At 48.9% G+C, this 26,340-nt stretch carries 25 protein-coding genes; 1 reads left to right on the top strand and 24 read right to left on the bottom strand.

The features are described 5' to 3' along the window. Positions 1 to 65: 65 nt before the first annotated feature. The 5 genes from ACX4JR_RS09080 to nifV form a co-directional block, all read right to left on the bottom strand. Positions 66 to 428: a carbohydrate-binding protein gene (locus ACX4JR_RS09080; protein WP_476057763.1), complete on the bottom strand. Its 363-nt coding sequence runs from the start codon at positions 426 to 428 to the stop codon at positions 66 to 68. A gap of 129 nt (positions 429 to 557) precedes the next feature. Continuing rightward, entirely contained in the window at positions 558 to 1,556 is a 999-nt protein-coding gene (locus tag ACX4JR_RS09075) for an isocitrate dehydrogenase (NAD(+)) (protein WP_476057762.1), read from the bottom strand. Between the two features lie 14 nt (positions 1,557 to 1,570). Continuing rightward, on the bottom strand, positions 1,571 to 2,068 hold the full coding sequence (locus ACX4JR_RS09070) for a 3-isopropylmalate dehydratase small subunit (protein ID WP_476057761.1): 498 nt from the start codon (positions 2,066 to 2,068) through the stop codon (positions 1,571 to 1,573). A 15-nt stretch (positions 2,069 to 2,083) separates the two neighbouring features. After that, positions 2,084 to 3,340, bottom strand: coding sequence for a 3-isopropylmalate dehydratase large subunit (locus tag ACX4JR_RS09065; protein WP_476057760.1), 1,257 nt, complete (start codon positions 3,338 to 3,340; stop codon positions 2,084 to 2,086). Between the two features lies 1 nt (position 3,341). After that, on the bottom strand, positions 3,342 to 4,490 hold the full coding sequence (nifV, locus tag ACX4JR_RS09060) for a homocitrate synthase (protein ID WP_476057759.1): 1,149 nt from the start codon (positions 4,488 to 4,490) through the stop codon (positions 3,342 to 3,344). A gap of 394 nt (positions 4,491 to 4,884) precedes the next feature. Between nifV and ACX4JR_RS09055 the strand changes: the two genes are divergently transcribed. Beyond that, a complete protein-coding gene (locus ACX4JR_RS09055; RefSeq protein ID WP_476057758.1) occupies positions 4,885 to 6,147 on the top strand; it encodes an L-lactate MFS transporter in 1,263 nt (420 codons plus the stop codon). Between the two features lie 46 nt (positions 6,148 to 6,193). Here the strand turns inward: ACX4JR_RS09055 and gatB are convergent, their stop codons facing one another. From gatB to purF, 19 genes are all read right to left on the bottom strand, one after another. Continuing rightward, a complete protein-coding gene (gatB, locus tag ACX4JR_RS09050) occupies positions 6,194 to 7,639 on the bottom strand; it encodes an Asp-tRNA(Asn)/Glu-tRNA(Gln) amidotransferase subunit GatB (RefSeq protein WP_476057757.1) in 1,446 nt (481 codons plus the stop codon). A 13-nt stretch (positions 7,640 to 7,652) separates the two neighbouring features. Then, positions 7,653 to 9,110 carry an Asp-tRNA(Asn)/Glu-tRNA(Gln) amidotransferase subunit GatA gene (gene gatA, locus ACX4JR_RS09045; RefSeq protein WP_476057756.1) on the bottom strand — a complete coding sequence of 486 codons (1,458 nt, stop codon included), beginning with the start codon at positions 9,108 to 9,110 and terminating at the stop codon, positions 7,653 to 7,655. Between the two features lie 21 nt (positions 9,111 to 9,131). Continuing rightward, the gene (gatC, locus tag ACX4JR_RS09040) at positions 9,132 to 9,413 is read right to left on the bottom strand and encodes an Asp-tRNA(Asn)/Glu-tRNA(Gln) amidotransferase subunit GatC (protein ID WP_476057755.1); all 282 of its coding nucleotides are present in this window, start codon (positions 9,411 to 9,413) and stop codon (positions 9,132 to 9,134) included. A gap of 66 nt (positions 9,414 to 9,479) precedes the next feature. Beyond that, positions 9,480 to 11,486, bottom strand: a complete 2,007-nt coding sequence (ligA, locus tag ACX4JR_RS09035; protein ID WP_476057754.1) for an NAD-dependent DNA ligase LigA — start codon at positions 11,484 to 11,486, stop codon at positions 9,480 to 9,482. A gap of 77 nt (positions 11,487 to 11,563) precedes the next feature. Further along, the gene (pcrA, locus tag ACX4JR_RS09030; protein ID WP_476057753.1) at positions 11,564 to 13,720 is read right to left on the bottom strand and encodes a DNA helicase PcrA; all 2,157 of its coding nucleotides are present in this window, start codon (positions 13,718 to 13,720) and stop codon (positions 11,564 to 11,566) included. 96 nt (positions 13,721 to 13,816) lie between these two features. Continuing rightward, entirely contained in the window at positions 13,817 to 14,062 is a 246-nt protein-coding gene (gene hisE, locus ACX4JR_RS09025) for a phosphoribosyl-ATP diphosphatase (RefSeq protein WP_476057752.1), read from the bottom strand. Between the two features lie 56 nt (positions 14,063 to 14,118). Then, positions 14,119 to 14,511, bottom strand: a complete 393-nt coding sequence (gene hisI / locus ACX4JR_RS09020) for a phosphoribosyl-AMP cyclohydrolase (protein ID WP_476057751.1) — start codon at positions 14,509 to 14,511, stop codon at positions 14,119 to 14,121. A 28-nt stretch (positions 14,512 to 14,539) separates the two neighbouring features. Beyond that, positions 14,540 to 15,310 (bottom strand): imidazole glycerol phosphate synthase subunit HisF, encoded by a 771-nt coding sequence (gene hisF, locus ACX4JR_RS09015; RefSeq protein ID WP_476057750.1) that lies wholly within the window; start codon positions 15,308 to 15,310, stop codon positions 14,540 to 14,542. Then, on the bottom strand, positions 15,304 to 16,047 hold the full coding sequence (hisA, locus tag ACX4JR_RS09010; protein WP_476057749.1) for a 1-(5-phosphoribosyl)-5-[(5-phosphoribosylamino)methylideneamino]imidazole-4-carboxamide isomerase: 744 nt from the start codon (positions 16,045 to 16,047) through the stop codon (positions 15,304 to 15,306). The genes hisF and hisA overlap by 7 nt, the downstream gene beginning before the upstream one ends. Continuing rightward, the gene (gene hisH / locus ACX4JR_RS09005; RefSeq protein WP_476057748.1) at positions 16,041 to 16,652 is read right to left on the bottom strand and encodes an imidazole glycerol phosphate synthase subunit HisH; all 612 of its coding nucleotides are present in this window, start codon (positions 16,650 to 16,652) and stop codon (positions 16,041 to 16,043) included. The genes hisA and hisH overlap by 7 nt, the downstream gene beginning before the upstream one ends. A 74-nt stretch (positions 16,653 to 16,726) precedes the next feature. Next, positions 16,727 to 17,317, bottom strand: a complete 591-nt coding sequence (gene hisB / locus ACX4JR_RS09000; RefSeq protein ID WP_476057747.1) for an imidazoleglycerol-phosphate dehydratase HisB — start codon at positions 17,315 to 17,317, stop codon at positions 16,727 to 16,729. Next, complete coding sequence (gene hisC / locus ACX4JR_RS08995) at positions 17,295 to 18,401, bottom strand: histidinol-phosphate transaminase (protein ID WP_476057746.1); 1,107 nt, start codon at positions 18,399 to 18,401, stop codon at positions 17,295 to 17,297. Before hisC ends, hisB begins: the two co-directional genes overlap by 23 nt. Next, entirely contained in the window at positions 18,394 to 19,701 is a 1,308-nt protein-coding gene (hisD, locus tag ACX4JR_RS08990) for a histidinol dehydrogenase (protein ID WP_476057745.1), read from the bottom strand. The genes hisC and hisD overlap by 8 nt, the downstream gene beginning before the upstream one ends. Positions 19,702 to 19,816: 115 nt before the next feature. After that, positions 19,817 to 20,116, bottom strand: coding sequence for a YerC/YecD family TrpR-related protein (locus ACX4JR_RS08985; protein ID WP_476057744.1), 300 nt, complete (start codon positions 20,114 to 20,116; stop codon positions 19,817 to 19,819). A gap of 131 nt (positions 20,117 to 20,247) precedes the next feature. Then, on the bottom strand, positions 20,248 to 21,519 hold the full coding sequence (purD, locus tag ACX4JR_RS08980; protein WP_476057743.1) for a phosphoribosylamine--glycine ligase: 1,272 nt from the start codon (positions 21,517 to 21,519) through the stop codon (positions 20,248 to 20,250). Between the two features lie 23 nt (positions 21,520 to 21,542). Then, a complete protein-coding gene (gene purH / locus ACX4JR_RS08975; protein WP_476057742.1) occupies positions 21,543 to 23,084 on the bottom strand; it encodes a bifunctional phosphoribosylaminoimidazolecarboxamide formyltransferase/IMP cyclohydrolase in 1,542 nt (513 codons plus the stop codon). A 35-nt stretch (positions 23,085 to 23,119) separates the two neighbouring features. After that, positions 23,120 to 23,728, bottom strand: coding sequence for a phosphoribosylglycinamide formyltransferase (gene purN / locus ACX4JR_RS08970; protein ID WP_476057741.1), 609 nt, complete (start codon positions 23,726 to 23,728; stop codon positions 23,120 to 23,122). Positions 23,729 to 23,743: 15 nt separating this feature from the next. Beyond that, entirely contained in the window at positions 23,744 to 24,787 is a 1,044-nt protein-coding gene (gene purM, locus ACX4JR_RS08965; RefSeq protein WP_476057740.1) for a phosphoribosylformylglycinamidine cyclo-ligase, read from the bottom strand. An 87-nt stretch (positions 24,788 to 24,874) separates the two neighbouring features. Continuing rightward, entirely contained in the window at positions 24,875 to 26,302 is a 1,428-nt protein-coding gene (purF, locus tag ACX4JR_RS08960; RefSeq protein ID WP_476057739.1) for an amidophosphoribosyltransferase, read from the bottom strand. Positions 26,303 to 26,340: the final 38 nt, after the last annotated feature.

Here is a 26,340-nt window from a genome sequence, read left to right as displayed (position 1 = left end):
AACGGGTTAGTTTGAAGAAGTTAATAATCCCTACCGGACTCCCGGTAGGGATTGTTATTTTAGTGTTATCCATTGTGAATTTGGAAACTCCAATTGTGTCCATTATTATTATCCCAGTTATAAGCGTTATCCCGGAAGCAGAAATTAAATTGATTATAATCCTTAACTTCTATCGTTTTTACAAATCCCCACCCTGTGCGGGACATTTTGGTATCTATTATGTCATGCCAGTTATTGGAGTCGCCATAACCGGCATGTAAATATATTTCCTGGGCCCCACTGGTAGCCAATATGCCGTTGTAAAGGATGGTGATTACTTCTCCGCTGGTAATCGGTAATGGGTCTACCACAACGCCTCCCGGGTATAGATCTTTATGCATGCCCTCTAAGCGCGCCTCTCCCGATCCGTATTTAGATATCTGGGCCATAATCAATCACCTCCCTGTTTTATTTTCCAGTTAAGGTTGCAAACATATTATTTTAACTTTTATTGACTTTTATTCATAAAAAAAGCCGGTTTCTTTTTAGAAACCGGCTTGAAAAAAATTTTTTAATAACTATAGTTTTTCAATGATGGCGTCGGCCATTTCACTGGTGCTGGCATTTCCTCCAAGGTCATAAGTAACTTTTTGCTTTTCTTCAAGCACCGCCTTTACCGCCTGCATGATTCTGTCAGCTGCCTGGTTTTCTCCCAGGTGCTGAAGCATCATTACACCGCTAAGCAGAATGGCCAGCGGATTTACCCGGTTTTTGCCGGCATGCTTGGGAGCACTGCCGTGGACCGGTTCAAAAACAGCTGCGTCAGTACCTATATTAGCCCCGGGCGCAACACCTAGCCCTCCTACGAGACCTGCACATAAATCACTTACAATGTCTCCATAAAGATTCGGCATTACCAGTACATCGTAGTTTTCAGGGGATTGCACCAGTTTCATACACATTGCATCTACTATCATGTCTTCAAATTCGATATCAGGATATTCTTCTGCCACCCGGCGGGCGCAGGAAAGGAATAAACCGTCAGTCAGTTTCATTATGTTTGCTTTGTGAACGGCGGTAACTTTTTTCCTGCCCTCTTTTCGGGCTAATTCAAAGGCGAACCTGCAAATCCTTTCGGATGCCTCCCGGGTAATAATTTTTATGCTTTCAGCGGCATCCTTGCCCACACTATGCTCTATTCCTGCATATAAGTCTTCAGTGTTTTCCCTCACCACCACAAGGTCTACATTACTGTACCTGCTGGGGATTCCCTGCAGGCTGCGCGCGGGGCGAACGTTGGCGTAAAGATTTAGTTTCTGGCGAAGGGTGACGTTAACACTGCGAAAGCCCTTACCTACCGGAGTGGTCAGGGGCCCCTTGAGGGCAGTCCCGTTGCGCTTAATGGATTCCAGTACATGCTCGGGAAGGGGGGTTCCGAACTTTTCTATGACCGCTTCCCCGGCCTCAACAACTTCCCAATCTATTGCCACGCCGGTTGCATCGATAACCCGCCGGGCGGCATCAGATATCTCCGGCCCAATGCCATCCCCCGGTATGAGGGTTACTTTATGCGCCACAGTTAATCCTCCTTCTAAAGGTTAAACCCGCCGTATTTTCTAAAATGCGAGGCCAGTCCACCATCATTCAAAATTTTTATCATTACCGGCGGTAATGGCCTGGCTTTTATGGTTTCTCCTTTTGTTTTATTAATTACGATTCCGCCTGCCAGGTCGACTTCCAGCTCGTCTCCGGTCTCAATGCCGTCGGTATCGCATTCTACCACCGGCAGGCCGGTGTTAATTGCATTGCGGTAGAATATACGGGCAAAAGATTTGGCAATTACTACACTTATATTCGCATATTTAATTGCCAGGGGTGCCTGTTCCCGGGAGGAACCGCAGCCGAAATTGCTGCCCGCAACGATAAAATCTCCTGCAGATATTTTATTATAAAAATCCGGATCCAGATCTTCCATTACATGTTTGGCCAGCTCTTTCATATCCAATGTTTTAAATTTATATTTACCCGATATAATGTAATCCGTATTGACATCATTTCCAAACTTGTGTGCTTTACCTTGAAATTTCATTCCTTACACCTACTTTTACTTTATAAATTCTCTGGGATCGGTGATTTCACCCGTCAGCGCAGATGCTGCTACAGTGGCAGGAGACCCCAGGTAAATAAAGGCATTGCTGTTGCCCATCCGGCCTTTGAAATTGCGGTTGGCAGTGGAAATTACATTTTCACCGTCCGACGGTATACCGTTGTGGGTTCCCACGCATGGGCCGCATCCCGGGGTGACCACTGCAGCACCTGCTTCCACAAGGGTTTGCAAGGTACCATCTTGCATGGCCTCTAAATAAATACGTCTGGATGCCGGTGCAACGATGAAACGCACGTCCGGATTTACTTTTCGACCTTTAACTATGGAGGCGGCAATGCGAAGGTCTTCCAGCCTTCCATTTGTACAGGTACCCAGTACCGCCTGTTGTATAGGTGTGCCTGCCACTTCGGAAACAGGGCTTACATTATCCACCGTATGTGGCTTGGCAACTTGAGGTTCCAGATTTGATACGTCGTATTTTTTTACTTCAGCATATTGAGCATCGGGGTCCGGCTGTACAGGTTTAAATTTTTTATCCGTAAACTGGCTTAACCATTTAAAGGTTGTCTCATCTGCTTCCATAATTCCTGCTTTGGCGCCCATTTCAATGGCCATATTGGATATGGTAAATCTACCGTCCATGGAAAGGGAGCTGATGGCTTCACCGGTAAACTCGACAGCTTTATAAGTAGCTCCGTCAGCCGTAACGTCACCAATCAGGTAGAGAATTAAATCCTTTGAGAATACTCCTTGGGGGAGTTTCCCCTTACATATGAATTTTATGGTTTCGGGAACCTTAAACCACATTTTACCGGAAATTAACCCGCCTGCCAGGTCAGTTGAACCCACCCCGGTGGAGAATGCATTAAGGGCGCCGTAGGTACAGGTATGAGAGTCTGCACCTATAACCAGGGAACCCGGGCCCACTTTCCCGCTTTCGGGTACAACTTGGTGGCACACACCGTCCCCTATATCATACAGGTGTACACCCTGGGACCGGGCAAATTCCCTCATTAGTTTATGTAATGCCGAAACCCCGTCGTTGGGACTGGGGGCACTGTGGTCAATTACCAGAGCAATTTTTTCAGGATCAAAAACTTTCGAACCGCCCATATCCTCAAAGGCTTTGATGGCCAGTGGGGAAGTGCCGTCCTGGCCCATGATAAAATCAACCCGGGCCACTACGATATCATTGGCATATACTTTTTGTCCACTGTGTTCTGAGAGTATTTTTTCAATTATTGTTTGGCCCAACTTAACCCCTCTTTCCACCGTAGTAATCTTCAAAAATATACACGAGCTCTTTGTCAAATAACGGCCGCTTCAGGGATACAGTGTAAGAACGAATTACGGGTAACAGCTCTTCCGCCTGGTGTTCCGTAAGGCGTATACCGTATTCTGCATACTTGGCTTTCAAGGCGGCAGTGCCTGAATGTTTACCTACCACAATCTGCCTTTCCAGGCCGACCTCTTCGGGTAGGAAAGGCTCGTAAGTTTTAGGATTCTTTAAAGCACCGTCAGCATGAATTCCCGATTCATGGGCAAACATATTGGAACCGACAATAGCTTTCCAGGCCGGCAACTCGCGACCTGAAGCCCGGGAGACGTATTCGGCCACTTCACGGAACATTTCCGTTTTAATGCCGAGGTCTATCTTATAAAGGTGTTTCAAAGCCATAACCACTTCTTCCAGCGCGGCGTTACCGGCACGCTCTCCAAGTCCTATAACCGTAACTCCCACGTAGGTAGCGCCGGCCCGAATGCCTTCTAAAGCATTGGCTGTAGCCATGCCGAAATCATTGTGAGTGTGCATTTCAATATCAATGTCAACCTCTTCTAAAATTCTCCTAATGTTTGTATAGGTTAAATGCGGTGTGAGAATCCCCACCGTATCGCAATAACGTAGCCTGTTTGCTCCTGCTTCCTTTGCGGCCTTGGCGAATTTAATTAGGAAGTCCATGTCACTGCGGGAAGCATCCTCGGCGTTTACAGAAATATACATTCCTTCTTTGCTGGCGAATTCCACAGCCTTGACCATATTTTCCAGAACCCATTCCCTGGAGGTGCGAAGCTTATGCTTAATATGAATGTCCGAGGTAGAAATGGATATAGCCACAGAGTCAACTCCACACCGGAGGGAGGCTTCAATATCTTTGATTACAGGCCGGTTCCAGCCCATTATACTGGCTTTAAGCCCGGCTTGACATATTTTTTTAATAGCATCTTCTTCATCCCCACCCATAATGGGGATACCTACTTCCAGCTGGTGGACTCCCATTTCGTCCAATAATTTGGCAATCCTTACTTTTTCCCTGTTCGCAAAAACTACCCCCGCCGTCTGTTCCCCATCCCGGAGAGTAGTATCTACAATAGTTATTTTCTTATCAGTTAAGTTTTCAACCATATAATGCACATCATCCTTTCATCGCTAAGGCTGGAAATTGGGACACATCCACCAAAAAGGACACAAAAACTTGAAATCTATAATATCATAAAAAATTGGTTATGAAAAGACTTTATTGGTTGAATACAATATACAAATTAATAAGATGGTTGAAATATAGGGGTAAACGGTTGCCGGACTTAATCATTAAAATGAAAAAGTCGTTTAATAGGCTGGGTAACAGTTAAATGTCAATTTTAGGTCATTAGCGGAAAAACATTATTCTTATCGTATTAAATACATTAAAATAAATAACACAAGGGGTGATGCGCTAAATTTAAAGAAGGAGGGATGTGTATGTAAATAATTATCAGAAAATTCAGACAAAGATATTTCTATTTTGGAGGTGTTACTTATGAATCCATTACAACCTAATCCCACGAAAGCCTGGACAGTTACTTTTGCCGGTACGGGTATTAACCTTGCACTGGGGGTTTTGTATACCTGGAGTGTTTTCGCTAAAGCTTTAGTTGACCAATTGGGGTGGACTAAAACCCAATCGGCGTTCCCGTATACCCTGGCTTGTTTAATTTTTGCCCTGTGTATGATACCTGCCGGGCGCTGGGTTGATAAATCCGGTCCCAGGGTTGTTGCTTCCGTTGGTGGAATACTGGCCGGTGCCGGGATGATAATGGCGGGATTGTCCACGTCGGTGGCCCTTACTACTATTGGATTTGGCTTCTTACTTGGTGCCGGCATGGGATTCGGGTATGCTGCTCCCACTCCGGCGGCGGTGAAATGGTTTCACCCGCATAGAAAAGGGCAAATTGCAGGCCTGGTGGTCGCCGGATTCGGTTTAGCTTCGGTATACATTGCTCCCATGACCAATTATTTTCTTAACGAATTTGGCATTCGAAAGGCATTTATTATTGAAGGCATTTTGTTTTTGGCAATTATCTTAATTTTGGCCCAATTATTATCCTTTCCCCCGCCAGGTTACGTGCCCCACGGGGATCCCGCTCCTAAGCGCAAGACCGCTGCCGCCGCCACTGCAAGTTCAGGAAGAGATTACACCGCTAAAGAAATGCTTTCTACACCGCAATTTTATCTGCTCTGGCTGATGTATTGTTTTGCCGCATCCGCCGGTCTCTTAATCATCGGGCACCTGGCCAAGATATCCCAGATTCAAGGGGACATAAATTGGGGATTTATTCTGGTGGCGGTTTTGGCCATAGCCAATGCCGGGGGCAGGATTCTGGCCGGTTACTTGTCTGACAGCCTTGGGCGGACCAATACCATGCGCCTGGTATTTCTGCTGCAGGCTGCAAATATGTTCCTGTTTATCACCTACAGCAGTCCTGCCTTGTTGCTGATGGGCTCTATTCTCACGGGGTTAGCTTATGGTTCGCTGCTTTCCCTCTTCCCATCAGCTACCTTCGACTTCTTCGGACTTAAGAATGCCGGTTTGAACTACGGAATTGTCTTTACCGCTTGGGGTTCGGCAGCTTTAATCGGGCCCATTATCGGCGGCCGTGCGGCTGACCTTACCGGCGGATACGGTGCTAGTTATATTATTTCCGGTATTTTGCTCCTGATAGCTGCAGTACTTACATTTGTTACCAAGCCTCCCAGGCCGATTTCGGTATCGGTGGATCAAGCTTGTTCGGGGAAAGCTTAATAGAAAAGCAGGGTGACTACACCCTGCTTTTCTATATTTTTAACAACTACATATTATCTAACTTCTCTTGTAAAATCTTATTTACCAACTGCGGGTTGGCCTTGCCCTTGGTTGCTTTCATTACCTGGCCTACTAAAAAGCCCATGGCCTTTTTCTTACCGCCTTTGTAATCTTGTACTGACTTGGGATTGTTGGCAATAACTTCCTTAACGATGGCTTCGATGGCTCCTTCATCGGAAATTTGAACCAGCCCTTTTTCTTCCACAATGGTACCCGGGTCTTTACCTGTTTCAAACATTTCTTCGAATACCGTTTTGGCTATCTTACCGCTAATTGTTTCCTTATCCAATAACTTTAACATTTCAACGAGCTGGCCGGGCTTTATACGGCACTGGGTTATCTCCATATTGTTGGCATTCAACAGGCGGGACAACTCACCCATTATCCAGTTGCTTACTGTTTTGGCATTAGGGTACAGGGTAATACATTCTTCAAAGTAGGTGGCCATCTCTTTCGAGGCCGTTATTACCATGGCATCGTATTCCGGTAGGCCGTACTTTTCAATATAACGTTTCTTTTTTTCATCGGGCAGTTCCGGTAGGCGTTTTTTTATGGAATCCACCCATTCCCTTGATATGACCACGGGAACCAGGTCGGGTTCCGGGAAGTACCTGTAATCATGGGCTTCTTCTTTACTCCGAAGGGGCCGGGTTATGCCCTTATCTTCGTCCCATGTTCTGGTTTCCTGTACAATACGCCCGCCTTCCTCCAATACTTCAATTTGCCTTGCCACTTCATAGGCCAAAGCCCGTTGCACAGCCTTAAAGGAATTCAAATTCTTTATTTCTGTTTTTGTTCCGAATTTTTTTGAGCCAGCGGGCCTTACCGATACATTGGCGTCACATCTCAACGATCCTTCCTGCATTTTACAATCGCTAACTTCAGTATATTGAATTATGGCTTTGAGTTTTTCCAGGTAGGCCCTGGCTTCTTCCGGAGAACGCATGTCAGGTTCAGATACTATTTCTATTAGCGGTACACCGGTCCGGTTATAATCCACCAGGGAGTAAGGTGTGGTGGAAATGGAACCCTGGTGGACCAGTTTCCCCGCATCTTCCTCCAGGTGTATCCGGGTGATGCCAATACGTTTGGTCCCTTCCTCCGTATCTATTTCCAGGTATCCGTTTTGAGCCAGTGGAAGGTCATATTGAGATATTTGGTAAGCCTTGGGAAGATCCGGGTAGAAATAATTTTTCCGGTCGAACTTTGAGAATTCGGCTATTTCACAGTTCAAAGCCAGCCCCGCCAGAATACCGAATTCCACCGCCTTTTTATTTAAAACCGGTAGGACTCCGGGTAACCCCAGGCATACAGGGCACACGTGGTGATTGGGTTCGGCTCCGAATTCAGTGCTACAACCGCAAAAGATTTTGGTATTGGTTTTTAATTCTACGTGTACTTCCAGTCCGATAACGGATTCATACCGGGCCAATCTTTTCCCCCCTTTACAGGTTCGGCTTTTTTTTATGGTGTTCGGTGTTTTGCTCAAAGGTATAGGCCACGCGCAAGAGAGTTCCTTCATCAAAAGGCTTGCCCATAAACTGCAGGCCAACCGGCAGCCCGTCCACCAGGCCCGCCGGTACCGAGATGGCCGGTATTCCTGCCAGGTTCACCGACTGGGTGCATATATCAACCATGTACATTTGCAGCGGGTCATCCAGTTTTTCTCCCCGCTTGAAAGGCAGTACCGGGTTGGTAGGTGACATCAAGACATCGTATTTTTCAAAGGCAGCGTCAAAATCCCTTTTAATCAGGGTCCGCACCTTTAATGCCTTATTGTAATAAGCGTCGTAATAACCGGCAGAAAGGGCATATGTTCCCAGCATTATCCTTCTTTTTACTTCTGGCCCGAACCCTTCGCTCCGGGTCTTTTTAAACATGTCTACTACGTCTTCCGCCCCTTCCGCCCGGTAGCCATAGCGGACTCCGTCATAGCGGGCAAGGTTTGAACTGGCTTCCGCCGGGGCGATTATATAATAGGCGGGAAGGGCGTATTCACTGTGGGGCAGGCTGGTCTCTTCCACTTCAGCCCCCAGGGAGGCCAGTTTTTCCGCCGCTTCTTCGATGGCCTTTTTAATTCCCGGCTCAATGCCTTCCCCCATGTATTCCCTGGGTATGCCTATTTTCAGTCCTTTCACGTCATTTATCAGGTAAGTTGTATAATCGGGTACTTCAAACTTTACGGAAGTGGAATCCATGGGGTCGTGTCTGCAAATTACATTCATTAACAGGGCACAATCCCTTACATCTTTTCCAAAAGGACCGATTTGGTCCAGGGATGAGGCGAAGGCCACCAAGCCGTAGCGGGAAACCGCGCCGTAAGTAGGTTTCATTCCCACTACACCACAGAAGGCCGCCGGGAGACGGATGGAACCTCCGGTATCAGACCCCAGGGCTAATATGGTTTCATCGGCAGCAACTGCAGCAGCCGAACCACCGCTGGAGCCGCCGGGTACCCGGTCCATTGACCAGGGGTTGCAAGTAGGGAAGAACCCCGAGTTTTCACAGGAAGACCCCATGGCGAATTCATCCATGTTGGTTTTTCCTACCATTACTGCATCCACTTCCGCCAGGTGTTCTACAACCGTGGCGTTGTATGGCGGTATATAATTATAAAGAACTTTGGATGAACAGGTTGTGCGTATTCCTTCAGTACAGATATTGTCCTTTATTGCAATGGGGATACCCGCCAGAGGGTGAATTTTTTTTCCTTCTTTTATCTTGCGGTCGACTTTGCGGGCCGTTTCCAGGGCCTTTTCCTTTGTCACCGTAACATAGGCCCGTATGGTTTCATCCAACGCTTCTATGCGGTTTAGTACGGCCCGGGTAATCTCTTCAGAGCTAACTTCCTTGTTTACAAGCATTTCATGCAAGCGGTGTGCGGTTAAGCGGAATAATTCCAAACAAATCCAGCCCCCCTTCACTTATACAATCTTAGGTACCCGGAAGAAATTATCTTCCCGGTCCGGTGCGTTGGCCAGCGCTTTTTCTACTTCCAGATGCTTCCCTGGCTTGTCCTCCCGAAATACATTTTTCAGGGGTAGGACGTGAGCAGTGGGCGGAACACCCTCGGTATCCAGCTCATTAAGTTTTTGGGCATATTTTAAAATATCGCTCAGTTGTTTGGTATAGAGTTCTTTTTCCGATTCGGTTAGTTCCAGCCGGGCCAGTAAGGAAACGTGTTCCACGTCGGCCTTTGTAATCATACTAACACCTTCCTTTATGTATCAAAAACTGACAACATTATAACGCGGGGGAATTACCGGTGCAAGCTATCCCCTATTTTCCACAAGGGAATTAAATTCTTCTTCGTCCAGTATGGTAACGCCAAGTTTTTGTGCCTTTTCGTATTTGCTCCCCGGGTTGGCCCCCGCCACCACGTAATTGGTTTTTTTGCTGACGCTGGAGGATACCTTACCTCCCAGGGATTCGATTTTTTCTTTTGCTTCTTTACGGGTGTAACCTTGAAGGGTACCAGTGAGGACAAAGGTTTTGCCTTCCAGAGGGCGGTTGGATTTATCAAGCCGCGCTGACCGCATGTTTACCCCGGCCTGCTGCAATTTCCTGATTAATTTTTGGTTTTGTTCCTGGGCAAAGAAGGTGGTAACGCTTTCGGCTACGGCGGGTCCTATTTCCGGTATTTCCATTAGCTCATCCTTCGATGCCTGCATCAGGTTATCCATGGAGTCAAACCTTTCAGCGAGGAGCTTAGCCGCCCTTTCCCCCACGTGGCGGATGCCCAATCCGAAAATCAGCCGGTAGAGGGGATTTTGACGGGATTTGTCAATGGCATCCAGCAGGTTTTGTGCTGATTTTTGACCCATTCTTTCCAGCTGTAGCAGATCTTCTTTGCGCAGGTGGTAAAGATCGGCAGAATCTTTTATAAGTCCTGCATCCACAAGCTGGTTAATAATGGCTGGGCCCAGGCCCGCTATATCCATGGCTCCCCGGGATGCGAAATGGATAAGCCCTTCTCTGACCCGGGCCGGGCATGCGGCGCCGGTACAGCGGGTGGCGGCCTCTCCTTCCTGGCGGATTACATCGGCACCGCATTCAGGGCACTTGGCGGGCATTTTAAAGGGCTTTTCATTGCCGGTACGCTTTTCCTTTTTTACCTCCACCACTTCGGGAATAATATCCCCGGCTTTGTGAACAACTACGCTGTCACCAATGCGGATATCCTTTTCTTTTATAAAATCCTCATTGTGTAACGTGGCCCTGCTGACGGTGGTGCCCGCCAGCCTGACGGGTTCCAAAATTGCCGTGGGGGTTAAAACTCCAGTCCGCCCCACCCTTAAAATTATGTCTTTTATTTTAGTGATTGCCTCTTCCGGCGGAAACTTAAATGCTATGGCCCAGCGCGGGCTTTTTAAAGTGGCTCCCAGTGCCCTTTGCTGGTCAAGATTATTTACCTTTATTACCATGCCGTCGATGGTGTATTCAAGGTCAAAACGCCTTTCCTTCCAGATTTGACAATAACTAATAACCTCATCAATATTAGCGCACAGCTGATAATGAGGGTTTACGCGAAAGCCCTGCTCCGCCAGGAAATTTAATAACTGGTAGTGATTTTCAAATTCTTCGGTTTCGGTGTATCCAACGCCATATATGAATATGCTTAAATGTCTTGAAGCCGTTACTGCGGGGTCCAGCTGGCGCAGTGACCCGGCAGCGGCGTTGCGGGGATTGGCGAAAAGGGGTTTTTCGGCCTCTTCCCGCACTTTATTTAATTCCGCAAAGGCACTTTTGGGCATGTAAACCTCGCCCCTGGCTTCCAGGGTTATATTATCTTTCAAGCGCAGGGGGATACTGGGAATGGTTTTTAAATTTGCGGTTATATCCTCGCCTGTTTCTCCGTCGCCCCGGGTAGCTCCCTGCACAAGGAGCCCATTTTCGTAAAAAAGTGACACGGCCAGGCCGTCAATTTTGAGTTCTGTAACGTATTCCACCCTTTCGGTAGAAAGGGCTGATTTGACCCTCCGGTCAAAATCCCGCAGTTCCTGCTCCTTAAGGGCGTTTCCCAAACTGAGCATGGGTACCCGGTGGGTAACTGTTTTAAAGCTTTCCCTGGGTTTGCCTCCCACCCTTTGGGTAGGGGAATCGGGGGTAACCAACTCGGGATATTTCTGCTCCAGTTCAATCAGTTCTTTCATTAGGGCGTCGAATTGGGCATCGGTGATTTGGGGCTTGTCCAGTACGTGATAAAGGTAATTGTGGTGGTTTATTTCCCTGCGCAATTCTTCCGCCCGGGAGCGGATATTTTCCGGGACGGCGGCCATAAGACGCACCTCCAAAATTAGTGGTTAGTTGTTGGTCGCTGGTGGCTGGATTTTGATCATTGTTTTCGAGTCTTTGATTAAGGTTGTTTTTTCAGGGGGGCGTAGCGAGCTAAAAGGGTTTTGACGCCCAGGCCGGGGAAGTCAACTTTAACTTCCAAATTATCTCCCGCACCCCTCACATCCTTAACCACCCCGTTACCCCACTTGCGGTGGTAAACTCGTTCGCCCGGTGTGAAGGATAGGGATGCAGAAAGACTCTCTTGGAAATTCGTTTCTGGGTTGACCGTCTCGTTCCCCGGCATATCATCCAAAGGATCCCTGGTGGTTAAATACTTCATGGGAATTTCGTCCAAAAACCTTGATGCTTTGTTCTTTTTAGTGTTGCCATATAGAGTTCGTTGCTGGCAGTGGGTAAGGTAAAGCCGTTCCCTGGCCCTGGTTATCCCTACGTAGCAAAGGCGTCTTTCTTCTTCCATTTCCCCGGGTTCGTACAGGCTGCGGGAGTGGGGGAAAACGCCCTCCTCCATGCCCACCAAAAATACTATGGGAAATTCCAGTCCCTTTGCGCTGTGCAGTGTCATCATGGTCACTTTGTCAGAATCAGCGTCGTATTGATCAATATCGGTTACCAGAGCCAGCTCTGAGAGAAATTCTTCAAGGTTTCCCTCCGGTTGCTTCCGGTCGAATTCCCGGGCTACGGAAATAAATTCTTGCAGGTTTTCGAGGCGGGTACGGGATTCCACTGTATTTTCGTTTTCGAGGGCTTGCCGGTAACCTGTTCGCCTTAGGGTTTCTTCCACCAGTTCCGCAATGGTCATTTTATCCAGTTTGTTCCTGAGTAGGGATAAAACTTCACCCAGGTTAATGACTGCCGAGCGGGCTTTAGGAGTTAGTCCTTTAATTTCTCCGGCATTTTCGAGAACTTTAGCCAGGTTATTTCCCCGCTCACCGGCATAGGTTAATATTTTTTCCAGGGAAGCGCTGCCGATACCCCTTTTGGGAACATTAATTATCCTGGCCAGGCTCACCCTGTCAGCCGGGTTTGCTATTAGCCTGAGGTAGGCCAGTAAATCCTTTATTTCTTTACGCTCGTAAAATTTGAGACCTCCCACCATGGTATAGGGAATTCCGGCTGCCAGCAGCTTTTCTTCCAAAATCCTGGACTGGGCGTGGGTACGATAAAGTATTGCCAGGTCGTTGTAAGCATATCCCTTATTTTTTAGGCGGAAAATCCTGTCCACCACAAAGGCGGCTTCAGCGTGTTCATCGTACCCGGTAAATACTACGATTGGCTCACCTTTGGGCCCGTTGGTCCAAAGGTTTTTTTCTTTCCTGACTTTGTTGTTTTTGATAACCTGGTTGGCGCTATCCAAAATGGTACGGGTGGAGCGGTAGTTTTGTTCCAGTAAAATTACCCGGGCTTCGGGATAATCCTTTTCGAAGTTTAATATGTTATGCATGTTGGCTCCCCGGAAGCGGTAGATGCTCTGGTCCGGGTCGCCCACCACGCATAAATTCCGGTACTTTTGGGCTAAAAGGCTCACCAGTACGTACTGGGCGTGGTTTGTATCCTGGTATTCATCTACCAGTATATAGCGGAATTTTTCCTGGTAGTAGTTTAAAACTGCTTCATTGGATTTAAACAGCCGTATAGTAACCATGATTAAGTCATCAAAATCCAGGGCGTTGTTTTGCTTCAGTTTCTTTTCATAAAGCTCATATACACCGGCTACGGTTTGTTTGAAAAAGTCATTGGCAACGGCCCTGAATTCAGCGGCTGTTTTAAGGTTATTCTTGGCCGCCGAAATACCGGCGGATATGGCCCGGGGCGGGAATTTTTTTTCATCCAGATTCAACTCTTTTAAGCATTCTTTAATGATTGTTTGTTGGTCGGAATCATCATAAATGACGAAATTATTGGTATACCCCATAAAGCTGGCCTGGCGCCTCAATATGCGCAGGCATGCGGCGTGGAAGGTTGACACCCATAGCTCCGATATTTCCCGGGGGATCATATTCCCTATTCTTTCTTTCATTTCACCTGCCGCTTTATTGGTAAAGGTAATGGCCAGTATGTTGCGGGGGGAAATATTTTTATGTTGTATTAAATAAGCAATGCGGGTTGTCAGTACCCTGGTTTTGCCGGAACCCGCCCCGGCGAGAACCAGAAGAGGCCCGTCGACATGGCGTACTGCTTCAGACTGGTTTTTATTTAAACCTGCTAAAATATCCACTAACAGTCCTCCCATGATGCCTTTTGACGAAAAAATTATATCATAATAAATTTACAGGGGACAGGCAAAGAAAAACAGCCGGGACCCTGCGCCCGGCTATTTTCTTCTCTTCCTCAGTTCAGCACTTACCTCTTCGGGGCTTACTCCCAGCTCGGCTAATAGTACCAGCAAGTGATAGGTTAAATCGGCACATTCATGAATTAAATTCTCCCGGTCGCTGTTTTTTGCGGCCAGTACAACTTCAGTGGCTTCTTCGCCGACCTTTTTTAATATCTTATCCAAACCGTTCTTAAATAGATATGTGGTATAAGAACCATCGGGCAGATGCAGCTTTCTTTCCATAATTAATCTATATAATTCGGCTATAATATTTGTATTATCTTCATCGGCTGCCCAGCTTACTTTTTTTTACCGTAAACTTCTTCCGGGTCAAAAATCCTCTCGCCTTTTATGGAAATTGTACCATCAGATTCTATTTTATTATGGAAGCAGCTGTAGTATCCTTCATGACAGGCAGCACCCTTTTGTTCTACCTGTACCAGGAGAGTATCGGCATCGCAATCGCAGGTTATTTCCCGTACCTTTTGAATATTTCCGGATGATTCACCTTTATGCCAGAACTTTTGCCTGCTCCTGCTCCAGAACCAGGTTTCTCCGGTTTCCAGTGTTTTGACTACCGCTTCTTTATTCATGTAGGCCAGCATCAATACTTCTTTGGTATTTACATCCTGAATAATTGCCGGGATCAATCCGGCTTCATTGTACTTAAGCTTGTCCACATCGAACGGCATGTTTTTTACACCTCGTTTGCCGAATATGTTATTCTTTAGCCGGCAATCTCACCGGTATTCCCTGTGAATGTAAGTACCGCTTGGTTTCTTCTATTGAATATTCCCTGAAGTGAAAAATGGAAGCCGCCAGGGCTGCGCTGGCTTCCCCAACGGTTAGCCCTTCCTTTATATGTTCCAGGTTGCCTACTCCCCCCGACGCGATTACGGGAATGTTTACTGCCCGGGCAACATTTCTGGTGAGGGGAATATCAAACCCGTCCTTGGTTCCGTCCCGGTCCATGCTGGTAAGGAGTATTTCACCGGCCCCTAGTTCTTCCGCCCTGCGGGCCCATTCTATGGCGTCAATGCCGGTGGGCGTTCTGCCCCCGTGAATATAAACTTCCCATTTTTCTTCACCAACCTGCCGGGCATCGATGGCCACAACAACGCACTGGCTGCCGAACCGGGCTGACGCATCCCGAATGATTTCGGGATTTTTTACGGCTGCGGTGTTAATGGAAACCTTGTCCGCACCGGCATTGAGAATGGCCCTTATATCTTCTAGAGTACTGATTCCACCGCCAACGGTATAAGGAATAAAAACTTCCGCCGCAGTACGGTAAACCATTTCCAGGGTTGTTTTGCGCTTCTCGTGGGATGCCGTGATATCTAAGAATACCAGTTCATCGGCACCTTCCCGGTCGTACAGGGCGGCCAATTCTACCGGATCTCCGGCATCCCGCAGGTTGACAAAATTAGTACCTTTTACCACCCTGCCCCCGGTAACATCCAGGCAGGGAATGATACGCTTCATTAACATATGCAGGCCTTCTCGCCGCGGGCAACGGCCAGTGCTTCCTGAAGGTTTACCGTTCCTGCGTAAAGCGCCTTACCTATGATAACCCCTTCTACGCCGAGTGGCTCCATCTCCTTAAGGGCGCTGATATCTTCAATGGTGGATATTCCTCCTGAGGCGATAATTTTTAAATTTGTGGAGTTTGCCATATCTTTTATGGCTTGTAAATTGGGACCTTTCAGGGTTCCATCCCGCCATATATCGGTAAATATAATTCTTTTCACTCCCTTTTCCTGCATTTCTAACGCCAGTTCCACCGCTTGCTTTTCGGCAGTAAGGCCCCATCCTTCAATGGCAACCTTGCCGTTTCTGGCATCAATGCCCAGAACAATGCGCTCGCCGTATTTGTTGCAACATTCTTCAACCAGGTCGGGATTTATGATCGCCACTGTTCCGAGAATGACCCGGGAGACACCCATTTCCAGCAGTTTGTCAACGGTATTAAGGTCCCGTACGCCTCCGCCCACTTGTACCGGAATTTTAACTGAATTGATGATATCAGTGATTACGTCAAGGTTTTTGGGTGTACCGGTAAAAGCTCCATCCAGGTCAACTACGTGCAGGTAACCCGCACCCATTTTCTCCCATACCCTGGCTACCGCAGCGGGCTCATCGGAATAAACGGTTTCCATATCCAGTCTTCCTTCCACCAAGCGCACGCATTTCCCAGCCCGCAGGTCTATTGCCGGGATAATTAACATTTTGTAACCAACCTCCCAAAGTTTTGCAAAATGCGCAGCCCTAAGACACTGCTTTTTTCCGGGTGAAATTGAATTCCGAAAACATTATTCCTTCCAGCCACCGAAGCAAATTTAATGCCATATTCCGTCCGGGCGATAATTATATCATTGCGTTCCGGCTCAACATAATACGAATGTACAAAATAAAATGCAGAATTGTCGGGAATGTCTTTAAAAAGGGCGCACGGCTGTACAATTTCCACCTGGTTCCATCCCATGTGTGGTATTTTTAATCCCGGAGGAAGGCGGCGAACCTTTCCCGGGAAAATACCCAGACCTTCGGTAAATCCCCATTCTTCACTGGCCTCGAAGAGAAGTTGATAACCCAGGCAAATTCCAAGCAGCGGCTTATTTGTTTTTGCAGCTTCCAGAATAACTTCGTCCATTCCCGAGGCCCGCAGGTTTTGCATGGCGTCCCCGAAGGCACCAACGCCGGGAACCACCAGGCCTGCAGCTTCCCTGGCCTCAGCCGGATTTTGGGTTGTGATGGCCGGGTAACCGCATTTCTCAAATCCCTTTTTTACGCTGCGAAGGTTGCCCATTCCGTAGTCAATGATGGCAATCAAGGTTTACAACCTACTTTCCTTTGTTCCGGCGGGTTATACCCTCCGCTCTGGGTATAACTCACCTGCTCTATTTTTTACAAAACTCCCTTTGTAGTAGGCAAGTTGTCTGGCCGGTCGAGGCCGGTTGATTGTCTTAATGCCCTTCCCAGTCCCTTGAATATTGCTTCGATGATATGATGACAATTCCTGCCCGCAAGTTTTTGTACGTGGAGGGTTATTTTTGCGTTTGTTGCCAGGGCCCGGAGAAATTCTTCCACCAGTTCCGTATCAAAATTACCTACCTTAGGGGATGGAAATTCGACATTGAAAGCCAAAAAACCTCTTCCACTGATATCAATGGAAATCAGAATTAATGCTTCGTCCATGGGAGTTATGGCGTGGCCGTAGCGGGTTATTCCCCGTTTATCTCCCAGGCAGGTATCTATGGCTTTCCCCAGGCAGATACCTATATCTTCAACTGTATGATGGTAATCTATATGTACGTCACCACGGGCGAAAAGTTCCAGATTGAAATTACCGTGTTTAGACCACAGGCAAAGCATGTGATCGAGGAAAGGAATCCCCGAATCCACCTTATATTCACCTGTGCCGTCCAGGTCCAGCTTCAATGTTATTTCCGTTTCCGTGGTTTTGCGACTTATTTCAACCCTGCGCTTTTGACTCACAAGTTACACCCCAATCTTGGCCCATGACCTCTGCCAGGCTTTTAAGAAAAGCATTATTTTCCTCGTCGGTGCCCACCGATACCCGCAGGCAGTTTCCAAGTTCGGGACTACTGACGTTGCGAATAAGAATTCCTTTATCTAATAATTCTTTATATACTTCTTCCGCCGGCCGGTGAGTTTTAAAAGTAATAAAATTGGTTACGGTTGGCAAAACGTCTATACCTTTGATCCGGCTCATTTGATTCCACAGGTTGTCGCGCTTTTCAATGATAGCGGCAATCCTTTCTTGAAAAAGGGGGAGGTGTTCCAGTACGGCCAGGGCCGCCCTTTGGGAATAGCTGTTAAGATTAAAGGGCTGTTTTATTCTTTTTATTTCTTTTATAACACCGGGGTGGGCAATTATATAGCCGACCCTGAGCCCGGCCAGCCCGAAGGACTTGGAAAAACTGCGCAACACCGCCAGGTTCGGGTATTTTTCCATAAGCGGCAGGCAGCTTTTCCCGCCGAACTCCACGTAGGCCTCATCCACTACCACCAGGGATCTGGTATTTTGCAATAATGTCTCCAGTTCCTCCCATGTCGTTTCATTGGCAGTGGGATTATTGGGCGAGCATATAAAAATAAGCCTGGTATCGGTGCTGTTTTCCTGCTTTATAATTTCGTCCAGATCAATGGAAAAATCCCTTTTCCGGGGTATTGAGACCGGTTCTGCCCCTGCCACCCGGCTGTGTACCTCATACATGGAAAAGGTAGGCGTGGCGATAAGAACTTTTCCCCCTGTGGCAAAGGTCAAGGCCAGGTTCAGTATCAATTCATCGGAGCCGTTCCCTGCCAGTATGCAATTCTTCGGGGCCCCCGTATAACCTGCCAGGGCCGCCAGCAGGTCTTCCGCCAGCGGGTCGGGGTAACGGTTAAATGCCTGGGGGTGCAGGTTTCGCTGGATGTAATCCTTTATCTCCGGGGGAAAATCAAAGGGGCTTTCATTGGCATCCAGCCGGATAACTCCCGGATGTACCACCGCCTCATAGGGTTTCAGGGATTTCAGGTCCGCCCGGACGAGTTCCGCGGCATTGAATTTATTCACTTAAAGCACCCCCCAGTTTAGCAGGTAACCTTATTTCAACGGCTCTGGCGTGGGCATCAAGACCCTCCACCCTGGCCAGTTTAATGATGGAAGGGCCCGCTTTTTCCAGAGCCTTCCGGGAGAAGGAGATTACACTGGTTTTTTTCATAAAAGAGTCTACGTTCAAGGGTGAAAAGAATCGTGCCGTACCCCCGGTGGGTAAAATGTGGTTGGGCCCCGCCAAATAGTCGCCCACCGGCTCGGGGGAATATTCTCCCAGGAAAACAGCCCCAGCGTGGGTTATTTTTCCCAATAGTTGATATGGTTCGGCCACCATCAATTCCAGGTGCTCCGGGGCAAAGCGATTGGCCAGGGCCACGGCTTCCTCCAGATTTTCGGTAACTATAATTGCCCCGTGGTTGGCCAGCGATTTCCTGGCCACTTCTCGCCGGGGTAATTCATTTATTTGCCTGAAAAGCTCCTGGCGTACCGCCTCCGCCAGCGGCCGGTGGTCGGTTACCAAAATGGCGGAAGACATTACGTCATGCTCGGCCTGGGAAAGCATGTCGGCAGCCGCATAGCGGGGGTCGGCCTGCCCGTCGGCCACCACCAGTATTTCGCTGGGGCCTGCCAGCATATCTATATCCACCAGGCCGTAAACCTGCTGTTTGGCCAGGGTAACATAAATATTTCCGGGGCCGGTTATTTTGTCCACCTTTTTGATGGTTTCAGTGCCCAGGGCCAAGGCTGCTATGGCCTGAGCGCCGCCTGCCCGGTAAATTTCAGTTACACCTGCCTCTGCGGCGGCAACGAGGGTATGGGGTGGAATTTCACCCCGGACACCGGGCGGGGTTACCATGACAATTTCCTTTACCCCTGCCACCTTGGCGGGGATGGCATTCATAAGTACCGAGGAAGGATAGGTGGCCGTACCGCCCGGTACGTATATGCCGACCCTTTCCAAAGGCCGTAAAAGTTGTCCCAAAACGGTTCCGTCGGGCTCGGGCTCGAACCAGGAGGTTCGAAGCTGCCTGCGGTGATATTTTGTTATGTTCTCTGCGGCCAGTGAAAGGGCGGACAGAAATTCGTCATCCACCATACGGTAGGCGGCCTCAATTTCTTCCGGAGATACCTTTAATTGCTCACGAGTTATTTGGGCTCCGTCAAATTCAGCAGTATATCTGCAAAGAGCCGTATCACCTGCTTGCTTAATCTCTTCTATTATTTGTGCTACGGCCTTTGCAGCCTGTTCCCGGTTTTCTTCCTTTCTGTTTATGATGTTTTTCAGTGCCGGATGTGTGGGGTGCAATATTTCCAGCAATGAAACTAACCCCTTCCCTTTAATTAGTTAAAACGATAACATAATAACATGATAAAATGAGAGGAGTATAATTGTCAATAATATTTAGGATAGCGAATATTTAGAGATAAGGAAATTAATCTCCGGTACCTATCCGGGAAAGTACAATTTTATAGCCGTCGGCACCATAGTTTAAAGCCCGTTTAACCCTGCTGATGGTGGCGGTGCTGGCCCCTGTACGTGCTGCTATTTCCCCGTAAGTTTTATTGGCCTCAAGCATTCTGGCCACTTCCAGGCGCTGGGCCAAAGATTTCAGTTCCGCTACGGTACAGACATCTTCGAAGAATTGGTAACATTCATCTATATTTTCCAGGGATAGAACGGCTTTAAAAAGCTGGTCCAGTAGAGGATCGCGTAACTTACCAGTGTAAGCCAAAACACCTTACCTCCCGGTATCATTTGGAACATTTTTTATTTGCAAGAATCCTTTTTCGACAAACCTGTCGCATATTCCTTTTAACATGGCAAAGATTTAAAGTGTTACAGATAAAATAAGGGGGTGCAGTATTATGCACCCTGTGATAACGCTTTTTTACCAATATCTTTACGGTAGTGAACATCCCTGAATGATATTGCCTCCACTCCCTTATAAGCCAGTTCTATGGCCGAGGATATGTCTTTTTCTACCGCGGTGACGCCCAGCACCCTGCCCCCTGCCGTGACTATCTTTCCGTCCTTTTCGGCAGTACCTGCATGGAATACCTCGACCCCTTCGGGTACACTTTTAAGACCGTAGATGGGAAATCCTTTGGCGTAGCTGCCGGGATACCCGCCGGAGGCCATTACCACGCAAACGGCAGCCCCGTCTCTCCATTTTAATTCCACCGTATCAAGTTTTTCATCCAGTACCGCTTCTATAACGTCCATCAAGTCCGTTTTCAGCATCATAATTAACGGCTGGGCTTCCGGATCTCCGAAGCGAACGTTAAATTCCAGTACTTTGGGCCCATCACCTGTAATCATCAAGCCGGCATACAGCACTCCTTTATATGGCCGACCCTCTGCCTCCATGCCTTTTACAGCCGGTATGAGAATTTCCTTTAAAATTTGATTTTGTAGTTCAGGAGGGCAAACAGGGGCCGGGCAGTATGCTCCCATACCTCCGGTATTCGGGCCCCGGTCGCCGTCATAAACTTGCTTATGATCCTGGGCGGGCAGCATGGGGAGTACCGTTTTCCCGTCGGTAAAGGCCAGGACACTGGCTTCCTCCCCCACCAGGCACTCTTCCACGATTAACCGGCTTCCGGCATCTCCAAAAACGCGCTCCACCATTATGGATTGTACCGCGGAAAGGGCGGTTTCTTCATCGCGGGCTACGATTACCCCCTTACCTGCCGCCAAGCCGTCCGCCTTTAATACACAGGGCGTTCCCGTTTCTTTAATATACCGGGAAGCGGATTCCGCGCTGGCAAAAACTTTATATTTAGCCGTGGGTATATTATATTTATGCATCAGCTCTTTGGCGAAAACCTTGCTGCTTTCCAGGGCCGCTGCCTTTTGTGTCGGCCCGAAAATCCTCAGGCCGGCGGCCTGAAAGGCATCCACAATTCCAGCTGCCAGGGGGGCTTCAGGGCCAACTACGGTTATGTCCACTCCTTCATTTTTAGCCAGGTTGACCAGGCCGGGAATATCTTTCCCGGAAACATTCACGCAGGTGGCCAGTTCGGCAATACCGGCATTCCCCGGAGCACAAATTATTTTATTCACCCTGGGGCTTTGGGCTAGTTTCCATACCAGGGCGTGTTCCCTGCCGCCCCCGCCGATAACTAAAACCTTCATTAATAAGTGATACCTCCCGAACCTTAGTGTTTAAAGTGGCGCATGCCTGTAAATACCATGATGATGCCATGTTCATTGGCGGCCTTTATTGATTCTTCATCGCGCAAAGAACCGCCGGGCTGAACAATTACGCTTATCCCCGCCCGGGCCGCCTGGTCCACGGTATCACGGAAGGGGAAGAATGCATCCGAGGCCAGTATGGCGCCTTTGGCCTTTCCCCCGGCCTGTTCCAGGGCAATGCGGGCCGAGCCCACACGGTTCATCTGTCCGGCACCCACACCGAGAATCTGCTGGTCCTTGGCCACCACTATGGCATTGGATTTCACGTGCTTGACGACAGTCATGGCAAAGATGATGTCTTTCATCAGTTTATCGGAAGGCTTCTTTTCCGTTACTACCCGTAATTTTTCCGGGTCGACAACCTTTTCATCGGTTTCCTGTACAAGCAGCCCGCCGTTAACCTTGCGGATGTCCAGCCGGTCGGTGGACGGCCCGTCCAGGGTCCCTGTTTCCAGTAACCGCAGGTTTTCCTTTGTTTTCAGTACTTCCAAAGCCTGGGGCTCGTATTCCGGGGCAATAACTGCTTCTAAAAATATTTTTGCCATTTCCCCGGCTGTGGCCCTGTCCACCGGGCGGTTGAAAGCCACTATTCCCCCAAAGGCGGAAACAGGGTCTGTTTCGTAAGCCAGCCGGTAGGCCTGTAAAATACTGTCCGCGCAGGCTGCTCCGCACGGGTTGTTGTGTTTAATAATTACGCAGGCCGGATCACTAAATTCCCTTACCAGCTCCAGGGCGGAATTTAAATCAAGAATATTGTTATAGGACAATTCCTTTCCATGTAATTGCTTTGCATTGGCCACGCAAGGCCCCTGTACCGAATCATCCCGGTAAAAAGCGGCCCGCTGGTGGGGATTTTCTCCGTAACGCAAAAGTTGTTTCCTTTTCACGCTTAACTGCCAGGTTTCGGGGAACAGGTTACCGGAATCCGAAAGGCTTCTAAAGTAATTGCTGATGGCCGTATCGTAGGAAGCAGTGTGGGTAAAAGCCTCCAGGGCCAGTTCCCGCCGCAGCCCGGCGGTGACTTTTCCAGCTTTGAGGGCTTCCAGGATTTCGGGGTACCGCCGGGGATTGACTACTATAATTACGTCCTGGTGGTTTTTGGCTGCCGCCCGCACCAGAGTCGGCCCGCCAATATCTATGTTCTCAATGGCTTCATCCAAAGTGACACCGGGCCTGGCCACTGTCTCCTTAAAGGGGTAAAGATTTACGGCTACCAGGTCTATAGGTTTGATTCCATGTTGTTCGATCTGGTTCAGGTGCTCGGGGACGCGGCGCGCCAGTATTCCGCCGTGAATTGCCGGGTGCAGGGTTTTTACCCGTCCTTCCAATATTTCCGGGAAACCTGTAACATCTGAAACGTATGTAACGGGAATACCGGCTTCTTTCAGGGTCCTGGCGGTTCCCCCGGTTGATACAATCTCGGTCCCCAATTCCACAAGACCCCGGGCGAATTCTACAACGCCGGTTTTATCGGAGACGCTAATAAGGGCTCGCTTTACGCTCATTTTTTAAAAAACCTCCTCCCGCTGAAAAACCGTGGTTACAAAATCCTTACTTTTCTTCCCTCTATTTTGAGCCTTCCTTCCAGGAAAAGTTTTATGGCTTCCGGGTAAATCTTGTGTTCCTGCTCCAAAATGCGGCCCGCCAGGGTATCAGGGGTATCATCCTGTTTTACCGGAACGACTGCCTGCAAAATAATGGGGCCGGTATCCATACCGGAATCAACGAAGTGAACGGTGCACCCGCTGTATCTGACCCCGTAATTCCACGCCTGTTCCTGGGCGTGCAGTCCCGGAAAAGCCGGAAGCAGTGCCGGGTGAATGTTGAGAATTCTGTCTTCGAATTCCCTTAACATTATCTCGCCTACCAGGCGCATATATCCTGCCAGGCAGACAACCCTTACACGGTATTCCTTAAGTTTATCTACCAGGGCCTTTTCGTATTCTTCCTTGGTTTTAAAGTTGGCCGGATTAATGCAAAAGGCCGGTATATTTGCACTGGCGGCCCTTTGCAGGGCATAGGCATTGGGATTGTCGCTGAGCACCACGGCCACTTGGCCGGGGATGGTGCCGCTGGCGCAGGCGTCTATGATGGCCTGCAGGTTGGAGCCCCGGCCGGAGGCCAGTACGCCTATGCGATGATCGGACATAATCTCCCCCCTTCCTTACTCTGTAAAAGTTACTCCGCTTCCCTGAATAACCCTGCCAATACAGAAGGCTTTTTCGCCTTTTTCGGCCAACCATTTGATTATCCCGTCCGCGTCAAGCGGAGATACGGCCATGACCATGCCGATGCCCATGTTAAAAGTACGCAGCATTTCCGCATCCCCGGCGGCTGCAATTTCCTTGATCAGCTCGAATATGGGGTGAATGTTCCAGCTGTTTTTTTGTATTTCTGCACCCAGGCCGTCCGGGAGCATGCGGGGGACGTTATCCACTATTCCGCCGCCGGTTATATGGGCCAGTCCTTTAATTTCAAATTGTTTCAACAAGGGGAGAATTGTTTGCACGTATATGCGGGTGGGTTCCAGGAGTTCCTCCCCCGCGGTCCTGCCCAGTTCCTCAAGGTAGGTATCAACGGTATACCCCGCCCGTTCAAAGAGGGCTTTGCGGGCAAGGGAATACCCGTTGCTGTGCAGGCCGGAAGAAGGGAGGCCGATCAATATGTCCCCGGGCTGGATTGTTTTGCCGTCTATAATATTATTTTTGTCCACTATACCGACGATAAAGCCGGCAAGGTCATATTCCTCTTCACCGTAAAGCCCGGGCATTTCGGCAGTTTCGCCGCCGATAAGGGCGCACCCGGCCAGGCGGCAGCCTTCAGCCACACCGGAAACGATGGATGCCACTTTTTCCGGTACTAATTTGCCAACTGCCAGGTAATCCAAGAAGAACAAGGGTTCCGCCCCTTGCGTCAGTATATCGTTGGCGCACATGGCCACGGCGTCAATGCCAATGGTATCATGTTTATTCATTAATATGGCTACTTTTAATTTTGTACCTACCCCGTCAGTGCCCGAAACCAGTACGGGCTGACGGTAGCGGGAAGTATTCAGGGAGAAAAGGCCGCCAAAACCGCCGATATCCGTGAGCACTTCCGGCCGGAAGGTACTTTTAACCGCTTGGCGGATTAATGATACCGCCCGGTTTCCAGCCTCTATGTCTACCCCCGCATCTGCATAAGTAAGGGGGCTTTTGTCTTCTCGCATACAATTCCTCCCATGTTTTTCTAATATATCAAAATGTCCAAACAATTATCTGTTCTGTAAATCCGTTAACCCGGTCAAAGTATTTTATCACTCCAGGCTGTACTTGCCGGCTTCCTGGGGTTTTGCCACTTTTACCGGGTATTTTCCGCTGAAGCAAGCGGTGCAGAAATTGTCCCGGTAATCGCCGAAAATGCTTAACAAACCTTCCAGACTTAAATAATGGAGCGCATCGGCGCCAATGGATTTGCGAATTTCTTCCAACGGCAAATTGGCGGCAATCAATTCCTTTTCATCGGAAGTGTCGATGCCGTAATAGCAAGAATGGATAATCGGCGGTGAGCTCAGACACATATGCACTTCCTTAACGCCACATTCCCGGAGCATGCTTACCAGCTTGCCGCTGGTGGTACCCCGCACTATGGAATCATCCACCATTACCACTCTTTTTCCCGCCAGTACTTCCCGCACCGGATTTAATTTCAGCCTTACGCCCAGGTCCCGCATATCCTGGGTCGGCTGGATAAAGGTTCGCCCTATGTACCTGTTTTTCATCAGTCCTTCTTCAAAGGGTATGCCGGTTGCCTCGGCATATCCCCGGGCCGAGGCGGTGCCGGAGTCAGGAACCGGAATTACAAGGTCGGCGTCCACGGGGTATTCTGCCGCCAATTGGTGTCCCATTTTTCTGCGCACCCGGTTTACGTTAAAGCCGTCTATTGTGCTGTCCGGCCTGGCAAAGTAAATGTATTCAAATATGCAGTGAGCCTTGCGCCTGGCCGGAAGCGCGCGCAGGGATTGCAGTCCCTGGCCGTTTATTACCACTATTTCCCCCGGCTCAATATCCCTCAAAAATTTCGCCCCCACTGAATCCAGGGCGCATGACTCGGACGCCACCACGTAACCCCCGTTCAGGGAGCCGATGCACAGCGGCCTGAAGCCATGGGGATCCCTAACGGCAATAAGCTTATCCTCGGTAAGAAGGACCAGGGAATAGGCACCCTTGATATCGATCATGCACTTTGTCAGCGCCTCTTCCAGCGGGCTCTGGCTGTAGCGAGCTATCAGGTTAACTATTACTTCGCTGTCCGTGGATGATTGAAATACAGAGCCCGTGGATAAAAGCTGGGAGCGCAGGTCCGTGACATTGGTCAGGTTACCGTTATGGGCCAGGCCCAGCTGGCCGCCCACATAGCGAAAAACCAGGGGCTGGGCGTTTACGGGATGGCTGGAGCCCGTGGTGGAATAACGCACGTGGCCTATGGCCAGGTCTCCACGCAAGTTGTGCAGGGTGCCCTCAGTAAAAACTTCGGGAACCAGTCCCATGCCCTTGTAAAGTTGTACCCGCTTTCCGTCGCTTACCGCTATGCCCGCACTTTCCTGGCCGCGGTGCTGGAGGGCATAAAGGCCGTAATAGGTAAGGCGGGCGACATCCTGGCCCGGGGCATATATTCCGAAAACTCCGCATTTCTCCACCGGCTTGCCGGGTTTATGTTTTCCGCCGTGTTGGCCCACCGTCATGCCAACTCCCTCCCCCCCCTTGAAACTTCCGGGTAATC

This window comes from Desulfofundulus sp. JL263-se (assembly GCF_056316025.1).
Note: the sequence above shows the minus strand (reverse complement) of the source record. Positions and strands in the feature narration are given on the sequence as shown.